This is a genomic window from Ensifer sp. ENS06, from assembly GCF_014852205.1.
Taxonomy (GTDB): domain Bacteria; phylum Pseudomonadota; class Alphaproteobacteria; order Rhizobiales; family Rhizobiaceae; genus Ensifer; species Ensifer adhaerens.
The window spans coordinates 763491-781484 of record NZ_JACVBC010000002.1 but is presented as its reverse complement, the minus strand read 5'-3'; the positions used below and the strand labels follow the sequence as shown (position 1 = coordinate 781484).

The following is a 17994-nucleotide window of genomic DNA, read 5'->3' as shown; positions in this document are numbered from 1 at the left end:
CCCAGGCGAAGGCGTCGGCCTCTCGGTTTAGTTAGCCCAAAAATACCACTTGCCATTGCGGCGGATCTGTCACCTAATCGTCATCGAACTGTCACGTTTCGGGCTCGCGGAGCGTTTTCTTTACGCTTTGTTTACCGCGGTCTGGAACGCTTGCATTAGGGTGTGCGTATGTATCGGCCCGCGAAAAGCCGGGCCTGCGTTGAGTTAGGGTCGACCGATGGCGATTGTATCCCTCGCGAATGCGAAGGGGGGAGCCGGCAAGACAACGGCAGCCTTGCTGCTTGCCTGCGAATTCGCCCGGCGCGGCGATCGCGTTGCGGTTCTTGATTGCGATCCACTCGCCTGCATGACCGACTGGTTCCGCCACGGCCGCAACGATGGCAATCTCTTCGTTCTCTCAGGTGTCGCGACAACCACGCTCAGCGATCATCTCCGGCGGCTGCGCGGTCAGGTCGAGCATGTGATCATCGATCTCTCCGGGGCGGCCGACGTGCTGGTGGCGCTGGCGATCGGTCTTTCGGACCTGACGCTGATCCCGGTGCAGGGCTGTGTGATGGATGCGCGCGGCGCCATCCAGGTGCTGGACCTGATCCGCCACATCGAGAACAACGCGCGCGCCAACATCAACCACGCGGTTCTGCTGACCCGGGTCAACCCGATCGTGACGACGCGGGCGATGCGCCGGGTCAAGCTGCTGCTTTCGGAGAACCGGATCCGGCTCGTCGATACCCCGCTGGTGGAGCGTACGGCCTTCCGCGAGCTCTTTGAGCGGGGCGACACGCTTTCCTCTCTCGACCCTGCGAAGGTCAGCAACCTTGCCAAGGCGCAGGCCAACGCCCAGGCGTTTGCGAATGACGTGCTGACCCTGCTCAGCCCGACAGGCGAGGCGGTGCGGCACGGGCCGTTCTCGTCGATGTGCTATCGATCACAGCACGTGAGCGAACCGGCAGTTTTGCCGGTCTGAGGCCAGAACTCCAGCATTTTCATCACCATAGCAGTGTCGCTGGCACGCAGCCTTAAGGCCGACTGTCAGGTTTGACGTGCCGGCGTTACCGTTTCGTTAACCAAATTCTGTAAGGTTTCGTTAAGAAGCGAACCACCGGCTGTGGCCGTCCGGTTCAGCGCGATACAGGCATAGAATGGGGAATATCATGGCGGTCATCACTTTCGCCAATGCAAAGGGTGGTGCGGGCAAGACGACCGCGGCGCTGATCCTGTCGACGGAACTGGCGCGGCAGGGGCACCGGGTGGTCGTTCTCGACGCCGATCCGCAGCGCTGGATCACCAGCTGGGCGGAGGCTTCCGGCCATATCGCCAACCTCACCGTCATTTCGCACATCACGCCCGGCTCGCTCGAATGTCATATCCGCGAGGCGAAGGACGAAGCGGATTATATCGTCATCGATCTCGCGGGCGCCAAGGACCAGATCGTAGCACTTGCACTCGCCATCTCTGACCAGGTGCTGATCCCGGTGCAGGGCTGCGCCATGGATGCCAAGGGTGCGGCGCAAATTCTTGAGCTGATCCGACAGATCCAGGACCGTTCGGGCCTGCGCATCAACCATTCTGTGGTGCTCACCCGCGTCAATTCGCTGGTCACCACGCGTGCGCTGCAGACGATCAAGGCGATGCTCGCCGAGCGCGGCGTCTCGGTTCTCGACACGCCGATCGTCGAGCGCGCCGCCTATCGCGAGATCTTCGATTTTGGCGGCACGCTGCAGACGATGGATCCGAACCGCGTCAGCAATCTCGACAAGGCGCGCGAAAACGCAGCAGCCCTCGCCAAGGAAGTGCAGGCGCTGATTCCGGTCAAGACGCGCCGCTCCTGGGCTGCGCGCATGCCGTCCTGGGCTTCGCGAAACGCCGCCTGATCCTTCGCCGTTCCACCGTTTATTGCGTATCAACCGGAATTGATATTCGTCAGTTCCGGTTGAGTTGTATTTCAGGCCTCGCGAAATAGCTGTTTCGCGTAAGGCTTCCTTTACCCTGCGCTTCTATCAGTGGCCCAGGACACAGCTTGCCCCTGCGACCGACTGAACAGGGCAACCGGCCGCCATGATTGCGGCCATGATCTCAGACGCTTCAGCGCCCTAGATCCTGTCTCCATGATCCAGAAATGAGCATGCAGGGAAGTTCGCGCATGAAAACAGAACACGCCGCTGCCGGCACGCAAGACGTTGCCGGTCGTCTGAATTTCATGGCGCTCGATGACGCCGCCAAGACGAGCCTGAAGGCGCTGAAGCCGATCCTCGAGAAGGAACTTAAACCCGCGCTCGACAAGTTCTACGTCAAGGTCAAGACGACGCCCGAGACCAAGCGCTTCTTCTCCTCCGACGCTCATATCGACCGCGCCAAGGGCGCCCAGGTCGGCCACTGGGCCAATATCGTCGATGCCAATTTCAACGAGGATTACAGCGCCAAGGTTCGCACCATCGGCCTGGTGCACGCCCGCATCGGGCTCGAGCCGCGCTGGTACATCGGCGGCTATGCGCTGATCGCCGAGCATCTGATCACCGAAATCGTCAAGGCGCACTGGCCGAAGGCCGGCCTGTTCTCGCGCAAGGGGACCTCGGCCGAGGACATGGGCGCGATGCTGTCGAGCCTGATCAAGGGCGTCTTCCTCGACATGGATTTGTCGATCTCCGTCTACATGGACGCCTCCGACGTCACCAAGCAACGTGCGGTGCAGGAAGAAGTGCTGGCTGCCGAACGCGCGCTTATCAGCAAGACCTTCGGCGCGGCGCTGAAGAAGATCGCCGATGGCGACTTGACGGCACGCATCGGTGCGGACCTGCCGGTTGCCTATCAGGAGCTTGGCGAAAATTTCAACCACGCGATCGGCGAGCTTGCGCGCGCCATCGGCGGAATCGAGGCCGGCGCCAGCCAGATCCACACAAGCGCCAAGGAAATCGCGGCGGCTGCCGACGATCTGGCCCGGCGCACGGAACGCCAGGCGGCCAACCTCGAAGAGACGGCCGCTGCCGTCGAGCAGGTGACGCGCACGGTCAAGCAGACGGCCGAAGGCGCCAACCAGGCGAATTCGACCGTGATTGCCGCCCGCGCCAATGCCGAACAGAGCGGCGAGATCGTCAGCCACGCGATCGAGGTGATGCAGGAGATCCAGACGTCTTCCGCCAGCATCGCGCGGATCGTCGACGTCATCGACGAGATCGCCTTCCAGACCAACCTCCTGGCGCTGAACGCCGGCATCGAAGCGGCCCGCGCCGGCGAGGCGGGCAGGGGCTTTGCGGTCGTCGCCTCCGAAGTCCGGGCGCTGGCCCAGCGCTGCGCCGAAGCGGCCAAGGACATCCAGGGCCTGATCGCCAAGTCGCGCGGCCAGGTGGACGACGGCGTCAATTCGGTCAATCAGGTGGCGCAGTCGCTGCAGCAGATCGTCGCCCAGGTCGTCGAAGTCAGCTCCGTCTTCGGCGCCATCCGCGCCAGCACCGCCGAACAGGCAACCGGCCTGCAGGAGGTCAACACCGCGATTACCCAGATGGACCAGATCACGCAGCAGAACGCCGCCATGGTCGAGCAGGCGAACGCCGCAAGCCAGGCATTGACGGGAGAGGCCGAGCACATCGCCACGCGTCTGCGGGCGTTCCGCACGTCGGGTCAGGTGCAGGTCAGCGCCGGCTCGGGTTACCGCGCAGCGGCGTAATCGCGCCTTCCGTTCGAGAGACAACGCCTCGGGTCAGGGATGATCCGAGGCGTTTTGCTTTGCTGATCGCGGCGCAGTGATGTTGGGGCAGCTTCACCGCGCGGCCAGGGACTTTCTACGCCGGAAGCGATCGATGGTGGCTTTCGCTCTTTGTCCCGATGGAATTAAGATGTCCGCGCGCTCTGCCCCGCCCGGACACCTGAAGTTGATCACGCCGCCCGTTGAACTAACGACAAGCCGCCTTCACCTGCGTGCAGCCCGCTCTGAACACGCAGCGTCCGTGTTTACGGAATACACCGGCAACAACATGGCAGCACGATTTTTGCCGCGCGGCGCTCATCCCGCACAATCCAGCACCGAGGCGGTCATCCATGCGTGGGGAGAAAGCAACTGGTCGGATGGTGACCGCTTCATCTGGAGCATCATCGACCGCAGCGACCAGCGGCCGATAGGCCTCTTCCTCATGTTTGTGGATGGGGACGGCGCGGAAATTCACTATGGCATCGGTCCGGCCTATTGGGGACGGGGGCTGGCGACGGAAGCCGGTCTTGCGATTATGCATTGGGTCAAGCAGCAGTCACCCCTATCCGAGGTTCATACCATATGCGCGGCTGCACATGAGACCAGCTGCCGTGTTCTCGAAAAGATTGGCCTGGTGCGTGGCCAGTTCCTGCCTGACGCCTTGTTGCTGAAGGCCACCGGGGAGAGGATCGACGGTTGGTCATATCGCTGGAGACGTTCCGAGTGAGGGCAAAGGCAGCGCCAACTTGCCGCCGCAGTTCGCGGCGCGCTCACCTGGCTTGAAAGCCAAGGTCGCATCTGAAAAGCGAACCGGGTCGAATGCGGATTTCGCCGTGCCGATCGGGCGGCAGGGAAGTCAACACTGCTAGCTTTCGGGCAGCGCAACGCACACAGCCGCGCGCTGACGGGACCGGCAAGTCCGGCGATTAAGCAGGAACGTAGACCAGCCGCACCACGTCCTCGCCGATGCGATCATGAGCGATCAGGCGGAGCCGCGGGCGGGGGCCGGCGAAATAGGGGTTGCCGTGACCAAGGACGACCGGGTGCTGGTAGATCCGGTACTCGTCGATCAAGCCCAGTTCGGTGAGGCTGTGCGCGAGGACGGGGCCCGCCACTTCGATCTCGCCGTCGTGCTCGGCCTTCAGCTTGCGCACGGCGCCCGCAAGATCACCGTCGACGAGCCGGGCATTGGGGCCGACGGACGCCGAGGAGCGCGAGACGACCCATTTCGGCTGCTTCCGCCACGCGGCTGCGAAGGCCTGTCTGTCCGCATCCCATTCCGGATGCTCGTCGTCCCAGTAGCGCATGATCTCATAGATCCGGCGACCGTACAGGCTGCCCGTCTGCTGTTCGGCCTCCTTGATGAAATGGCGGAAGAGCGTGGGACTTGGCGCAAACTCCATGTGGTCGACGTAGCCGTCCAGCGACTGGTTCATTCCGAACACGAGCTTAGCCATGGCCAGTTCCTTGTCTCGAATGGCCCGTTCGCACGGGTCTGCTTGCGACGTGCAATCGGTCAACGCTAAGCCGACTGATTTCAAATCGCAAGCGGTTTTTGGGCTTTGCCATCGATGGTCTCTACCGTGCACGGGCCACCGATGGTCGCTGCTGCGCTATTGCGAATTGGCCGCTGTCGGCCGTCTGCGTTTCGTCACGGCCTTTTCAAGGTGCTGATCGTACCAGTGGTCGGGGAATTTTATGTCCCACATCAGGTGGCGCAAGTCTCCGGCGTCGATATCTCGGTATCCCAGTTCCTCCAGCCGAAGCAGAAGCAACATATGATCGGTGATGACGATCAGCCGGGCGTGGTTGCCGACCTGAAGCAGCGCCGGGCGCAATGCCGCATGGGATTTGAAGCCGAACGACGCGGCGATTGCCTCGTCCAGGTGGGATGACTTGATGTGCGGGTAACGATCCCGGAGGGACTTCTTCAGGGCGGCGATATTGGACGGCGAGAACCTGACCTGCGGGTGCAGCATGAGACGATCCGATGCTCCTGGTCGAAGTCTGCCGATTACGCTTCGACGTTGATGAACATGGTCGTCGAGTAAAGTTCCGCGGCCCTTCAACCCGGCAGCAGGTTTGGAGGGGCACCCGCGGCGGACGCTACACCTCAGGGTTTCAACATTCAAGATAGGTCAGCATGGGCCGGCGCAGTCCGGCTGGCGCGCATTTCACCCCGTGGCGAAACCGCATGGCATGGTCGCGAACCGAAATGAACGGTCCGCACCGTGCGCTACCTCAGAACCGACGGTCGATGAAGTGCTTGGCCTGGGCGCCTGCGTGGTAGAAGGCGGACTTCACGCCGCGCCAGGTGTCCGGGGTCACGGGCGTTTCGGCGAGCGGGATCGCCGAGGTTTCGCCGGTGACGTGGCTGGCGAGTGCGCGGCCGAAGACGGTGCCCGGCGCGATGCCGCGGCCGTTGTAGCCGCTGACGGAAACGACGTTGGGGGCGAGCGTGTGCATGGCCGGCAGGTTGTTGGTGGTCATGCCGATGCGGCCGTCCCACCAGTACTCAAACCGGAAATTGCCGATGAAGGGGAAGAGCTTGCGCAGCGAGCGGGCGGCAAAGGCGCGGTGCGTGCCTTCGGCGATCGCGTCGAGCCGGCCGATCGAGCCGAAGATCAGCCGGTTCTGCTGGTCCATGCGGAAGGAGGTCATGACGAGGCCGGTGTCCCAGGTGCCCTGGCGCTCCGGCAGGATGCGCTTGGCGACGGCGTCCGGCAGCGGATTGGTGGCGAACTGGAAATAGGGCAGGATCGTCAGTTCCTGCGTATGGGCCTGCCAGGGGCTCTCGGCGAAGAGGCCGCCATAGGCATTGGTGGCGAGGATCACCTGTTTCGCGCGGACCGTGTTGTTGCCGGCCTTCAATACCCAGCTGTCGCCCTGGCGCTCCGCACCGGTCAGCGGCGTGTCGGTGTAGATCTCGGCACCGGCGGCAAGGGCAGCGCGGGCGAGCCCGCGGGCATAGGCGAGCGGCTGGATGGTGCCGGCGCGGCGGTCGAGCAGGGCGCCGGAAAAACCTTCAGCGCCGGTGAGCGCGTGCGCCCGCTCGGCCGAAAGCGCCTCGACCGGCGCGCCGCGCTTCTGCCACTGCGCTTCGCGGTCCTTGATCTCGGTGACGCCCTCGCTGCCGACGGCCATGTGCAGCGTACCGTTGCGCACCGCCTCGCAAGGCATCCCGTGTTTTTCCACGAGCGCATAGACCATCGAAGGGCCGTCGCCGAGTTCGGTCAGCAGCCGGTTGCCGGCCTCGGGGCCGAGCGTCGAGATCAGGTCGTCGGGCTTCACCCACATGCCGGCATTGACGAGGCCGACATTGCGGCCGGAGCCGCCAAAGCCGATCATCTTGGCTTCGATGACCGTTGCCTTCACGCCTTTTTCGGCCAGGTGCAGCGCTGCCGAGAGGCCGGTAAAGCCGCCGCCTATGATCGCCACATCGGTCGTCAGGTCCTGGCTGAGCGGCCTGGTCTCAGGGGCGGCCGGTGCCGTCGCATGCCAGAGGTTGGGCAGGGTGCGCTCCGTCGCCATTCAGGCCATCCTTCAAGTGCGGCCGCAGGTCGGCCATTGTCGTTGAGATATCCGGTGATAGCCGATTGCCGGAAAAACTCTCATGACAATGTTTCATGAAGTCATGATGGACGGGGAGAGCGGCGCGAGGGCTTTTGCACCCGGCGCTCGAAAAAAAACCGCAGCTGGGTCGTCGGCAGCTGCGGTCTTCGTAAATGGATAGGTCTGAAACGATTTAGCCGACGGGTCGGCGCAAAGAAATTTAAAAAAGAGTGCCTCGTCGTGGATGGTCGGCCAGGCAACTCCATCATCTATGCTGCAGGCGCGAAGTCACTCACCCAATTGGGGGAAGCCTCAAGAAAAATGCCAAAAAAACAACGGTTCGGTTAACGGGCGGCCGGCTTCGCTCAGTCGACGAACTCGACCGTGACGCCCGTGCTCACCATCTTGGCAAGCTCGGTCGCGTCCCAGTTGGTCAGGCGCACGCAGCCATGGCTCTGGGTCTTGCCGATCTTCGAGGGTTCCGGCGTGCCGTGAATGCCGTAGGTGGGCTTCGAGAGCGCGATCCAGACCGTGCCGACGGGACCGTTCGGGCCCGGCTGCAGGGTCAAAATCTTGTCGTTGTTGCCCTGCTTGAAGTTGATCTTCGGATTGTATGTGTAGCCCGGATTGAGCGCGATGCGCTCGACATTGACCGTGCCTGACGGAGACGGCGTATCGGACGAGCCGATCGTTGCCGGATAGGCGGCAATCAGCTTGCCGGCGTCGTCATAAGCGAGCACCTGCTTGCGCGCCTTGTCGGCGAGGATGCGGGCGACCTTGCCGGTCTTGTTGGCGCCGGGGTTGATCACCTTGATGATCGTGCCTGGAATGGTGAAATCGACGCCCGGGTTCAACTCGCGCAGATAGGCCTCGTCCATGTGGAACTTCTCGCCGAGCATTTCCGTCGTCGAGGTGAAGGACATGTGCGGCAGCATCGCTTTGTGCGCGTAATCCTCGGGGATCGACGCAACATAGGGGCCGGCGGCGTCGGCGGCCGTGATCGTGTAGCTGGTGATCGGCATGCCGCCGTTCATCCGCAGCCGCTCGAGAATGTCGTCGGTGTTGTTGGGATCGAGCGTTTCGCCGGTCGACTGCTGAAAGGCTTCGATCGCCTTGGTGACGTTCGAGCCCATCTTGCCGTCGATCACGCCTGGCGAAAAACCTTCGCGGTCGAGGAAGACCTGAAGTGCTGTGATCTCGGCGCGCGACTTCGACTTGACCGAGATCGCGGGCGGCATCGATTGGCGCATTGGGTTGCCGTCGTTCGGATCGACGGAAGCCTCCTGGGTGCCGTCGATCAGGCCGGGTAGGCTGTTTGGCAGTTCGTCGCCGTCGGTCGACGGCGGAACGACGTCGCGGTAGTCGGGAACGGAGCCGGTGACGTCGCCGGGCTCGGAATAGCCGTAGCCGCGCTCGGTTTCCCGGTAGCGTCGGTTGGAATAGATATCCACGTCACCCTGACGGCGATAGCCGCCGTAATCGCCCTGACGGTTGCCGCCGTAGTCGCGTTGGCGGCCGCGATTATTGGGCACCACGGTTGCGACCACATTGCCCCAGTTGTCGATCAGAAGCGTGCGGCCGCGGCTGTCGCGCATGGTCTGCACTTCGTCGGAGCGGGGTACATAATCGAGGATTTCGCCGTCGGGCGTGACCAGCATGACATCGTCGCCATAGCGATTGTAGCCGCGATAGTCCTGCGCGAAGGCGGCCGTCAGATCCACGGCAAGAAAGCCGACTGCGGCGAGGAGCGAGAGGCCTGTGCGGGTCGCTGACGTCACGAGAGAACCTGTTTTCATTGTGGTGAATGTGGCGCGATACATTTCGATTTCGACGTTAATGTGAAAAAAATGAATTCATCATGAACAAGCAGTTAAATTCTATCTAGGCGGCGCAATCCCGGGCTTCAACCGGTGAAATGCGTCTCTCCTCAGCTATCATCTCTTTGTGATTGCAGTGATTCTGCGGCCGATTTGAGGAAGAGAACATGCTGAAGACGCTCGAAGAACCTCAGGATCTTCAAGAGAATCATGTGCTGTTCGACCGGCTCTCGGCGCTCGATATCGCCGCCTTCGTCGTCGACGGTATCGACCTGTCGCCGGGTGCTGCGATCCCGTCGGATGGGGACCCGAGGATCGACCGGGCGCTGGCCGGTTTTCTCTTTACCTGCGGTCCAGACCATATCCGCCATCCCGAGGCGATCGAAGGTGGCGCGGAAGGCGCATGCTATCCGCTGCACGGGTCACTGGCCGGAACAGCCGTCAGCCACGCGGAGATGGCGAGCGACGGGGCCGAGTGCACGGCGACGATCGAGGTGGCGCTCGCCGATGGCGGGCGGGCGCGGGTCGAGCGGCGCTGGCGGATCGATGCCGCGCGGCACGAAGTGGTGCTCGAAGATCGCGTCGTCAATTCCGGCGTCACCGCCTTTCCGCCTGTCATGATGTATCACCTCAACATTGGCGGCCGGTTGCTCGGGGACGAGACCCGCATCGTCAGCGCTTCGCTTGCAGGCGGGGAGAGCGCCTGGTGCTTCGGCACCGGCGAGAGCGCACATTTCTGCCTGCCGGCGGCCATCGGTTCCGATGGCTGGTCGGAGGTCACGCTTGCGGACCTCGCGGGGCTCGGCGGCCGAAATCTGAAAGTGCGGTTCCGGGCCGATACTTTGCCCTTCCTGCAGATGTGGCGCTGCCAGCGCGGCGAGGCCAACGTGATCAGCATCGAGCCGGTATCGCACCGGATCGCCAAACGGCCGGAGTTGGCTGCGGCCGGGGAACTGACACCGCTTCAGCCGGGCGAGGCGCGCAGCTACGCCATCGCCTTTTCGGTCGTCTGATCCTGCGCCTTGACGATGCGGCTTTTGAATTGACGGGAGATAAGGCTGCGCCTACATCAGAGGCCGGGAAATTTGCCTCAAGGAAGACGACCATGGACATCCGCCAGATCAACGACGAATACTCGGTTACCGGCCAGATCGCGGTCGAGGACCTCGACCAGATCAAGGCGCTCGGCTTCAAGTCCATCGTCTGCCACCGCCCGGACTTCGAGGCGCCGGACCAGCCGACCTTTGATTCCATCGCCGCCCGTGCCGAAGAACTCGGCATCGAAACCAAGCACATTCCCGTCGGCCCGATGGGCGTGACCGCCGATGCCGTGAAGAGCATGGTCGACGCGCTCGACGAGTTCCAGCGGCCGATGCTCGGCTATTGCCGTTCCGGCGCGCGCTCGACGGCCGTCTACCAGCAGACCCAGCATATCCGCGGCTGAGCCACGCAAAATCCAAACTCTCGCGCTCGGCCGCATCGTTCCATCTGACAGTGGAGGACCGGCATGGCCGAAGCGCATCTCATTTCGCGGGAGCAATGGGCGGATGAGCCCGACGCCTGGAAGGGCGAATTCGAGGGCGGCGCCTATGGCGCAGGCCTTTCGGTGATCTTCGTTTCCACCGACGAGATCGGGTACGGGCCGAAATTGCACCGCCATCCCTATCCGGAAACCTTCATCGTCCGCGTCGGCCGCGCCCGCTTCACCGTCGGCGACCGCATCATCGATGCCGAGGCCGGTCAGATCGTCGTGGCGCCGGCCAATGTGCCGCACAAGTTCGAGAACCTCGGGCCGGGGCGCCTGGAGACGACCGATCTGCATGAGGCCGGTGCGTTTTCGACGGAATGGCTGGAGTAAGCGGCTGGACGTATCTCGCAGGCAGTTAGCGGGCGTGATCGTTCCCCGCGCCGCCGAGGCGGCGCTGCTGGATTCGGTGGCCGATCGGCGTTCAATTGGCGCACGACGCCCTGGGAAGCGTCGCTTCGCCCGCACGCTGGCAGGCACAGAAGCGCGGGCGCGTGGGAAGAAGGCCCCCGTCGCAAATGCTCCAGCGCCCTCATTCCTGTGCTTGTCACAGGAATCCAGCCACGGCGCGTCTGCGCCGTGATTGAACCCTTTCTTGAACAAAGCCTGCTCAGCCTGCCCTGATCTCGCTCAGTGTGCGCGTCGGCGTGATCGCTTCGGGATCGAGCTTGATCTCGATGATCGACGGCTTGCCACTGGCGCGCGCCCTGAGGAAGGCGTCGGCAAACTCTTCCGTCCGCTCCACCGTCTCGCCGTGGCCGCCATAGGCGCGGGCAAGGGCTGCGAAATCCGGGTTGGTGAGATCGGTGGCGCTGACGCGGCCGGGATAGTCGCGCTCCTGGTGCATGCGGATCGTGCCGTAGATACCGTTGTTGACGACGACGGTGATGATCGGCAGGCGGTAGCGCACGGCGGTTGCGAATTCCTGGCCGTGCATCAGGAAGCAGCCATCCCCGGCAAAGCAGATGACTTCGCGATCCGGATGCAGCTGCTTGGCGGCGACCGCCGCCGGCAGGCCGTAACCCATTGAGCCCGAAGCCGGGGCTGCCTGGGTGGCGTAGCGGCGGAAGCGGTGGAAGCGATGCACCCAGGTGGCGTAGTTGCCGGCGCCGTTGGTGAAGATCGTATCCTCCGGCACGTTCGCCTCGATCCAGTTCATGATCGGGCCCATCTGCACCGCGCCCGGGCCGGTTTCCGGCGGGGTCGACCACTTGAGATAGGCGGCGTGCATGGTCTCGGTGCGTGCGGACCAGCTCGGTTCGCTCGGCGGTGCAAGGCTTTCGAGCGCGGCGACGAAGTCGCGCGGGCTGGCGGCAATCGCCAGCTCCGGCCTGTAAACACGGCCGAGCTCGGAACTGTCAGGATGCACATGCACCAGCGTCTGGTGTGGGTAGGGGCTGTCCATCAGCGTGTAGCCGGACGAGGGCATTTCCGAGAAGCGGCCGCCGATAAGCAGGATGAGATCCGCTTCCTTGACCTCTTTTGCCAGAGTGGGGTTGATGCCGATGCCGACGTCGCCGGCGTACATCGGGTGCAGGTGATCAAACAGCATCTGGCGACGGAAGGAGCAGCCGACCGGCAGCTTCCAGCGTTCAGCGAAGCGCTGGAATTCAGCAACGCTTTCCGCTGTCCAGCGAGTGCCGCCGAGGACGGCGATCGGGCGCTTGGCGTTGCTCAGCATTTCGCCGAGCCGCTTCATCTGCGCCGGACCTGGATGACCCTCGACCGGCTGGTAGGGTTTGGCGGCGGGCGCCTCGGCGCTGCGCGTCAGCATGTCCTCGGGGAGCGTCAGCACGACAGGGCCGGGGCGGCCGGAGGTGGCGACCGCGAAGGCGCGGGTGACGAATTCCGGAATGCGGGCGGGATCGTCGATCTCGCCCACCCATTTGGCGACCTCGGTGAAGGCGCGGCGGTATTCGATCTCCTGGAAGGCCTCGCGCTCGCGCGCTTCGCTCTGCACCTGGCCGATGAAGAGGATCATCGGGATCGAATCCTGCTTGGCGACATGGAGGCCGGCGGAAGCGTTGGTCGCGCCAGGGCCGCGGGTCACCATGCAGATGCCGGGCTCGCCGGTCAGCCGCCCCCAGGCATCCGCCATCATCGCGGCCCCGCCTTCCTGGCGGCAGACGAGCACGTCGATGTAGGTGTCGTAAAGCGCGTCGAGCACGGCGAGATAGCTTTCCCCCGGCACGCAGGCGATGCGCTTCACCCCGTTGGCGACGAGCGCGTCAACGATGAGCTGACCTCCAGTTTTCATGATATTCCTCCCGATGGTCTTTCTTTTGTTTTCAGATGGCTTTGTTGTCAGATGGCTGGCGACACCGGAGCGACGCTCGTGTCCTTGTGCACGCGGCGCTCGCGCCAGATGATGTAGAGGCCGGAGCCGATGATGATGGCGATGCCGAGCCACTTCAGCGCGTCGGGCAGGTCGCCGAAGACGAGCCAGCCGAAGATCGTGGCCGAAACGATTTCGAGATATTGCAGCGGCGCCAGCACCGAGGCCGGGGCGGCGCGATAGGCATAGACGCCGAGCACGCCTGAAATGGTGGCGGTGACTCCGACGCCGAGCAGGTAATACCAGGTATACCCTTCCGGCCAGACCGGATCGAAGATGCCGGAACCGGTGCCTTCGCCGAAATAAAGCAGCACGAGACAGAAGAGAGCGCCCCAGACGCCGGCGTGAAACTGCATCGACCAGGGGTCCTCATTTTGCGCGACCATGCGGGTTACGAGCAGGAAAACGGCAAGGCCAAAGGCGGCCACAACAGGCAGAAGGGCGATCCAGCCGACCTCCTGCATGCTCGGCTGGATGACGAGCAGCGCGCCGAAGAAGCCGACACCGCAGGCGGTGTAGCGCCGCCAGCCGATCGTCTCCTTCAGGAAGATGCTGCCGAGGATCGTGAGGATGATCGGCTCAACGAAGAAGATCGCGATCGCGTCGGCGACTTCCATGACCTTCAGCGTGGTAATGAAGGAGAGCATGGTCACGACCAGCAGACCGCCGCGCAACGCGTGCAGCCCGGTCTTCTTCCAGGTGAGATCAAACAGGCTGCCGCGGAAGAGCACGATCGGCAGGATGAAGACGACCTGCAGCAGAAAGCGCACGGCGGTGATTTCGGCCGAGGGAACGGTGGCGATCGCGAGCTTGGCGAAGATGTCGATCAGCGGCGACAGAAGCACCGAGATCACCATCAGCGTCAGCCCGAAGGAGATGCGGTTGTGGTCGGCGGCGATCTTGGGAAGCGACATGTCGGCCATGATATTTCCGGTCAGCGCCGCCCTGCGACGGCGCGCAGGCACCAGGCGGCAAAGTCGGCCGTCGCCTGGTCCCGGCCGAGTTCGTTCAGTGTTTCGTGGCGCATGCCGTCATAGACGGTGACGCTAACGTCGCTGAGACCGGCGGCTTTCATCTTCGTGCCAAGCCAGCGGATGGCATTGCCCATCTCGGTCGACGGGTCAGCGCTGCCGCCGACGAGATGAATGGGCAGGTTTTTCCGGAGCCGCGCCAGCCGGTCGGGCCGGGCTCCATCGAAGGACAGGCGGAAAAGATCGAGCCAGAGCGAGACCGTCGCATCGAAGCCGCAGAGCGGGTCGGCGGCGTATTTGGCGACCTCGGCATCGTCGCGCGACAGCCAGTCGAGATCGGTCTTGCGATCCTTGATGGCGCCGCCCCACATGCCGAAGGTGAGCTTGGTCAGAAGCGGGCTCGGCACGTCAGACCCTTTGAGCGCCTTTTCGATCTTCAGGATCACCAGTCCGCCACGGCCGGCAAGGCCCGGCCGGAAGTTGGAGTTCCAGACGGCAAGCGCATCGTAGAGGCCGGGATCGGTTTCGGCGGCATTGAGCGCGATCAGTCCACCCATGGAATGGCCGAAGAGGATGACCGGCAAGTCCGGATGGGCGGTGGTCGCAATCTCCCGCACTGCCCGGATGTCCGCGAATATCTTGTCGAGGCCGTCGCGGCTCGCGAACATCCCAAGCTGGGCGTCAGGCGCCCGCGTCGCGCCGTGGCCGCGATGATCGTGGGCATAGACATGGAAGCCGTGACCGGCCATCGCCTCGGCAAAGCGGGCATATCGGCCGGAATGCTCGGCAAGGCCATGGCTGACGAGAAGGATGCCGCGGGCTTCTGTGGTTGCCGGAAAATGCCGCCAGCTCAAGCTGGCACCGGTCGGGCTCTGATGCGTCTTCACCTGCCCGAACATCTCTACTCCCGGAAGCAATCGACAGACCTTTGAGATTTCAAATCGATTTGCGTGGCAAAGGCAATCGCCGCTTGTTGATCGTTGCGCATGAGGTCACAAGCGATTTGACGGTGCATTACATTAGGGGTTGCAATTTTCCCGTTTTGGGCGATATTTGTTCCCGTTTTGTTTTTGCGGGAGGATATCATGGTCCGTTTTTGTAAAGCGATATCAGGTTCTGTGGCGGGCATCCTGGCAGCGCTGACGCTGTTGCTTGCGCCCGGCGCCTTTGCAGCCGGTGAAGACGCATCCAAGGGTGCTCCGCCGGCAAGTTCAACCAGCCGCACCGACTATGTGCTGGCGGTCAGTTGGCAGCCCGGTTTCTGCGAGACGCGGCCGCAACGCAAGGAATGCGAGAGCCAGACGGCGGAACGCTTCGATGCCACCAACCTCTCGCTGCATGGCCTGTGGCCGCTGCGCAAGAGCTATTGCGGGGTCGCGGCAGAAGCGCGGGCAACCGACCGCAAGGGCAGCTGGCTGGAGCTGCCGAAGCTTGCCATGGCCGACGACACCGCGGCGCGGCTGCTTATCGCCATGCCCGGCGTGCAATCCGGTCTCGACCGGCACCAGTGGCTGCGAAGCGGCACCTGCCAGAGCGGCTCGGTCGACGACTATTTCTCGGTGCAGCTACGCATGCTGGAAGAGCTCAACCGCTCGGCGGTCGGGTCACTTTTCCGCCAACGTGTGGGCGCGGAACTCGATGAGGCGGCGATCAAGCAGGCCTTCGACCAGAGTTTTGGCGCTGGGGCCGGCGACCGGGTGCGCATGCGCTGCCAGACCGTGCAGGGCCGCAGCATCATCACCGGGCTGACGATCGGGCTCACGGGCGATGTCATGAAGGCGCCGAGCCTCGGGCCGCTGATCCAGGCCGCAGGCACGACCGAGTTCAAATGCGCCAAGGGTATCGCCGATACTGCCGGTCGCGGGTAGGGCGTTTCGCCCGGTCGGCCATGGCAGCGCCTTATGGTGCGGCCTTCACCGCGCCGGCTTTAGGCGCCTTCCGGGAGAGCCTGCCGGGGGTGCCGATGGCGATGTTCGTTTTGGGATAGGGCGGGGGCGGATGCCTTTGATCATTGCCCCCTTCCTATAATTCGCCTACATAGCGGGCAAATTTCCTTATCCCTGCGGAGCATTCCCTCATGGCACGTCAGTTCATCTATCATATGGCCGGACTTAATAAGTCCTACGGCGCGAAGAAGGTTCTTGAGAACGTTCATCTGTCGTTCTACCCGGATGCCAAGATCGGTATCCTCGGCCCGAACGGCGCCGGTAAGTCGACGGTTCTGCGCATCATGGCCGGCCTCGACAAGGAATTCACCGGCGAGGCCTGGGTGGCCGAAGGTGCGACCGTCGGATACCTGCCGCAGGAGCCGCAGCTCGATCCGACGAAGACGGTGCTTGAAAACGCCATGGAAGGCGTCGCCAAGAAGAAGGCGATCGTCGACCGCTACAACGAATTGATGATGAACTATTCCGACGAGACGGCGGAAGAGGGCGCCAAGCTCCAGGATATCATCGACAGCCAGAACCTCTGGGATCTGGAAAGTCAGGTCGAAATGGCCATGGAAGCGCTGCGCTGCCCGCCGGGCGACGCGGAAGTCACCAACCTGTCGGGCGGTGAAAAGCGTCGTGTCGCGCTCTGCAAGCTGCTGCTCTCGCAGCCGGACCTGCTGCTCCTCGACGAACCGACCAACCACCTCGACGCCGAGACGATCGCCTGGCTCGAAAAGCACCTGCGCGAGTATCCGGGCGCCGTGCTGATGATCACCCACGACCGTTACTTCCTCGACAACGTCACCGGCTGGATCCTCGAGCTCGACCGCGGCCGCAGCATTCCCTACGAGGGCAACTACTCGGCCTACCTGGTTGCGAAGGCCAAGCGCATGCAGCAGGAAGGTCGCGAAGAGGCGTCCCGCCAGAAGGCGATCGCTCGCGAACAGGAATGGATCGCATCCAGCCCCAAGGCTCGTCAGGCCAAGTCCAAGGCGCGTATCCGCTCCTATGACGAACTGGTCAACGCGGCGGAAAACCAGCGTCCCGGCGACGCGCAGATCATCATCCCGGTCGGCGAACGTCTCGGCCAGGTGGTCATCGAGATGGAAGGCGTCACCAAGGGCTATGGCGATCGCCTGTTGATCGACGGCCTGTCGCTGAAGCTGCCGCCGGGCGGCATCGTCGGCATCATCGGCCCTAACGGCGCCGGTAAGACGACGCTCTTCCGCATGATCACCGGCCAGGAACAGCCCGACAGCGGCTCAATCCGCATCGGTGATACCGTGCACCTCGGCTATGTCGACCAGAGCCGCGACGCGCTCGACGGCAACAAGACCGTCTGGGAAGAAATCTCCGGCGGTGCTGAAGTCATCAAGCTCGGCAAGCACGAGATGAACTCGCGCGCCTATTGCTCGACCTTCAACTTCAAGGGCGGCGACCAGCAGCAGAAGGTCGGCAACCTCTCGGGCGGTCAGCGCAACCGCGTTCACCTCGCCAAGATGCTGAAGAACGGCGGCAACGTGCTGCTGCTCGACGAACCGACCAACGACCTCGACACCGAGACGCTGGCAGCGCTCGAAATCGCGCTCGAAAACTTCGCCGGTTGCGCCGTTATCATCAGCCACGACCGCATGTTCCTCGACCGCCTGGCAACGCACATCCTCGCTTTTGAAGGCGACAGCCAGGTCGAGTGGTTCGAAGGCAACTTCGAAGACTACGAGAAGGACAAGATCCGCCGCCTCGGCCCGGACTCGGTCAACCCGAAGCGCGTCACCTACAAGCGCCTGACGCGCTGATTTCAGCCGCCGCCATATCGTGGCGCTGGACCTTGCTGCGTCCGTTGAAGCGGGCGCTGCAACATTTGTTCTAGGAACGGGCGAGGCGCAGGCTTCGCCCGTTTTCCTTTGTCTCCTGACCTGAGGCGAAGACCAGCTGTCGCTCGGTTGCGCGCCAGGGTCTGTTTGTTGCCGCGACCGCGCGGGGGATGAACGTGCGGGACGCTCCAGGGGTCGGCGTAGCGATCAGCTCTGCGGTTGCCGTCCCGATGGCGGGCGCGAACGGGCGTTTGCAGGTTTGTCTATCGCTGCGGCGAGATGGGCTGGCGGATGACGCGTACCTGGGGCGGCAGAGACGCGGATAGGGTGGCGTCCCAACACCGGGAAGGGCGCCGGGTTTGTCACG

Annotated in this window: 16 protein-coding genes; 9 read left to right on the top strand and 7 right to left on the bottom strand. The window is 63.4% G+C overall.

The window, feature by feature from the left end; all coding sequences use genetic code 11:
* Positions 1–217: 217 nt before the first annotated feature.
* The 4 genes from IB279_RS12990 to IB279_RS12975 all read left to right on the top strand — a co-directional run bounded on the left by IB279_RS12990 (position 218) and on the right by IB279_RS12975 (position 4409).
* The gene (locus IB279_RS12990) at positions 218–964 is read left to right on the top strand and encodes a ParA family protein (protein WP_063891130.1); all 747 of its coding nucleotides are present in this window, start codon (positions 218–220) and stop codon (positions 962–964) included.
* A 187-nt stretch (positions 965–1151) separates the two neighbouring features.
* Positions 1152–1871: a ParA family protein gene (locus IB279_RS12985; protein WP_112771123.1), complete on the top strand. Its 720-nt coding sequence runs from the start codon at positions 1152–1154 to the stop codon at positions 1869–1871.
* Positions 1872–2140: 269 nt separating this feature from the next.
* Positions 2141–3661, top strand: coding sequence for a globin-coupled sensor protein (locus tag IB279_RS12980; RefSeq protein WP_060582660.1), 1521 nt, complete (start codon positions 2141–2143; stop codon positions 3659–3661).
* Positions 3662–3794: 133 nt separating this feature from the next.
* Positions 3795–4409: a GNAT family N-acetyltransferase gene (locus IB279_RS12975; protein ID WP_246801901.1), complete on the top strand. Its 615-nt coding sequence runs from the start codon at positions 3795–3797 to the stop codon at positions 4407–4409.
* A 199-nt stretch (positions 4410–4608) separates the two neighbouring features.
* Here the strand turns inward: IB279_RS12975 and IB279_RS12970 are convergent, their stop codons facing one another.
* The 4 genes from IB279_RS12970 to IB279_RS12955 all read right to left on the bottom strand — a co-directional run bounded on the left by IB279_RS12970 (position 4609) and on the right by IB279_RS12955 (position 9054).
* Positions 4609–5139 carry a dihydrofolate reductase family protein gene (locus tag IB279_RS12970; protein ID WP_112771122.1) on the bottom strand — a complete coding sequence of 177 codons (531 nt, stop codon included), beginning with the start codon at positions 5137–5139 and terminating at the stop codon, positions 4609–4611.
* 156 nt (positions 5140–5295) lie between these two features.
* Positions 5296–5661, bottom strand: a complete 366-nt coding sequence (locus IB279_RS12965) for a hypothetical protein (protein WP_060515904.1) — start codon at positions 5659–5661, stop codon at positions 5296–5298.
* A 262-nt stretch (positions 5662–5923) separates the two neighbouring features.
* Positions 5924–7213: an FAD-binding oxidoreductase gene (locus IB279_RS12960; protein ID WP_060605553.1), complete on the bottom strand. Its 1290-nt coding sequence runs from the start codon at positions 7211–7213 to the stop codon at positions 5924–5926.
* A 386-nt stretch (positions 7214–7599) separates the two neighbouring features.
* Positions 7600–9054 carry a L,D-transpeptidase gene (locus IB279_RS12955; protein WP_192339237.1) on the bottom strand — a complete coding sequence of 485 codons (1455 nt, stop codon included), beginning with the start codon at positions 9052–9054 and terminating at the stop codon, positions 7600–7602.
* A gap of 164 nt (positions 9055–9218) precedes the next feature.
* On the opposite strand from IB279_RS12955, the gene IB279_RS12950 reads away from it, so the two are divergent.
* From IB279_RS12950 to IB279_RS12940, 3 genes are all read left to right on the top strand, one after another.
* A complete protein-coding gene (locus IB279_RS12950) occupies positions 9219–10064 on the top strand; it encodes a DUF4432 family protein (RefSeq protein WP_192339236.1) in 846 nt (281 codons plus the stop codon).
* 92 nt (positions 10065–10156) lie between these two features.
* Entirely contained in the window at positions 10157–10495 is a 339-nt protein-coding gene (locus tag IB279_RS12945) for a TIGR01244 family sulfur transferase (protein ID WP_034792356.1), read from the top strand.
* 63 nt (positions 10496–10558) lie between these two features.
* Positions 10559–10909 (top strand): cupin domain-containing protein, encoded by a 351-nt coding sequence (locus IB279_RS12940; RefSeq protein WP_060515907.1) that lies wholly within the window; start codon positions 10559–10561, stop codon positions 10907–10909.
* A 277-nt stretch (positions 10910–11186) separates the two neighbouring features.
* Here the strand turns inward: IB279_RS12940 and IB279_RS12935 are convergent, their stop codons facing one another.
* Genes IB279_RS12935 through IB279_RS12925 form a run of 3 tightly spaced genes read right to left on the bottom strand, consistent with a single transcriptional unit; the run spans position 11187 to position 14781 of the window.
* A complete protein-coding gene (locus IB279_RS12935) occupies positions 11187–12833 on the bottom strand; it encodes a thiamine pyrophosphate-binding protein (protein ID WP_112771119.1) in 1647 nt (548 codons plus the stop codon).
* Positions 12834–12880: 47 nt separating this feature from the next.
* A complete protein-coding gene (locus tag IB279_RS12930) occupies positions 12881–13834 on the bottom strand; it encodes a DMT family transporter (RefSeq protein WP_034792361.1) in 954 nt (317 codons plus the stop codon).
* 11 nt (positions 13835–13845) lie between these two features.
* On the bottom strand, positions 13846–14781 hold the full coding sequence (locus tag IB279_RS12925) for an alpha/beta fold hydrolase (protein WP_192339235.1): 936 nt from the start codon (positions 14779–14781) through the stop codon (positions 13846–13848).
* Between the two features lie 186 nt (positions 14782–14967).
* Between IB279_RS12925 and IB279_RS12920 the strand changes: the two genes are divergently transcribed.
* Both IB279_RS12920 and ettA read left to right on the top strand, forming a co-directional pair.
* A complete protein-coding gene (locus IB279_RS12920) occupies positions 14968–15750 on the top strand; it encodes a ribonuclease (protein WP_112771117.1) in 783 nt (260 codons plus the stop codon).
* 209 nt (positions 15751–15959) lie between these two features.
* Positions 15960–17609 (top strand): energy-dependent translational throttle protein EttA, encoded by a 1650-nt coding sequence (gene ettA / locus IB279_RS12915; RefSeq protein WP_034792366.1) that lies wholly within the window; start codon positions 15960–15962, stop codon positions 17607–17609.
* The last annotated feature ends 385 nt before the right edge of the window (positions 17610–17994 follow it).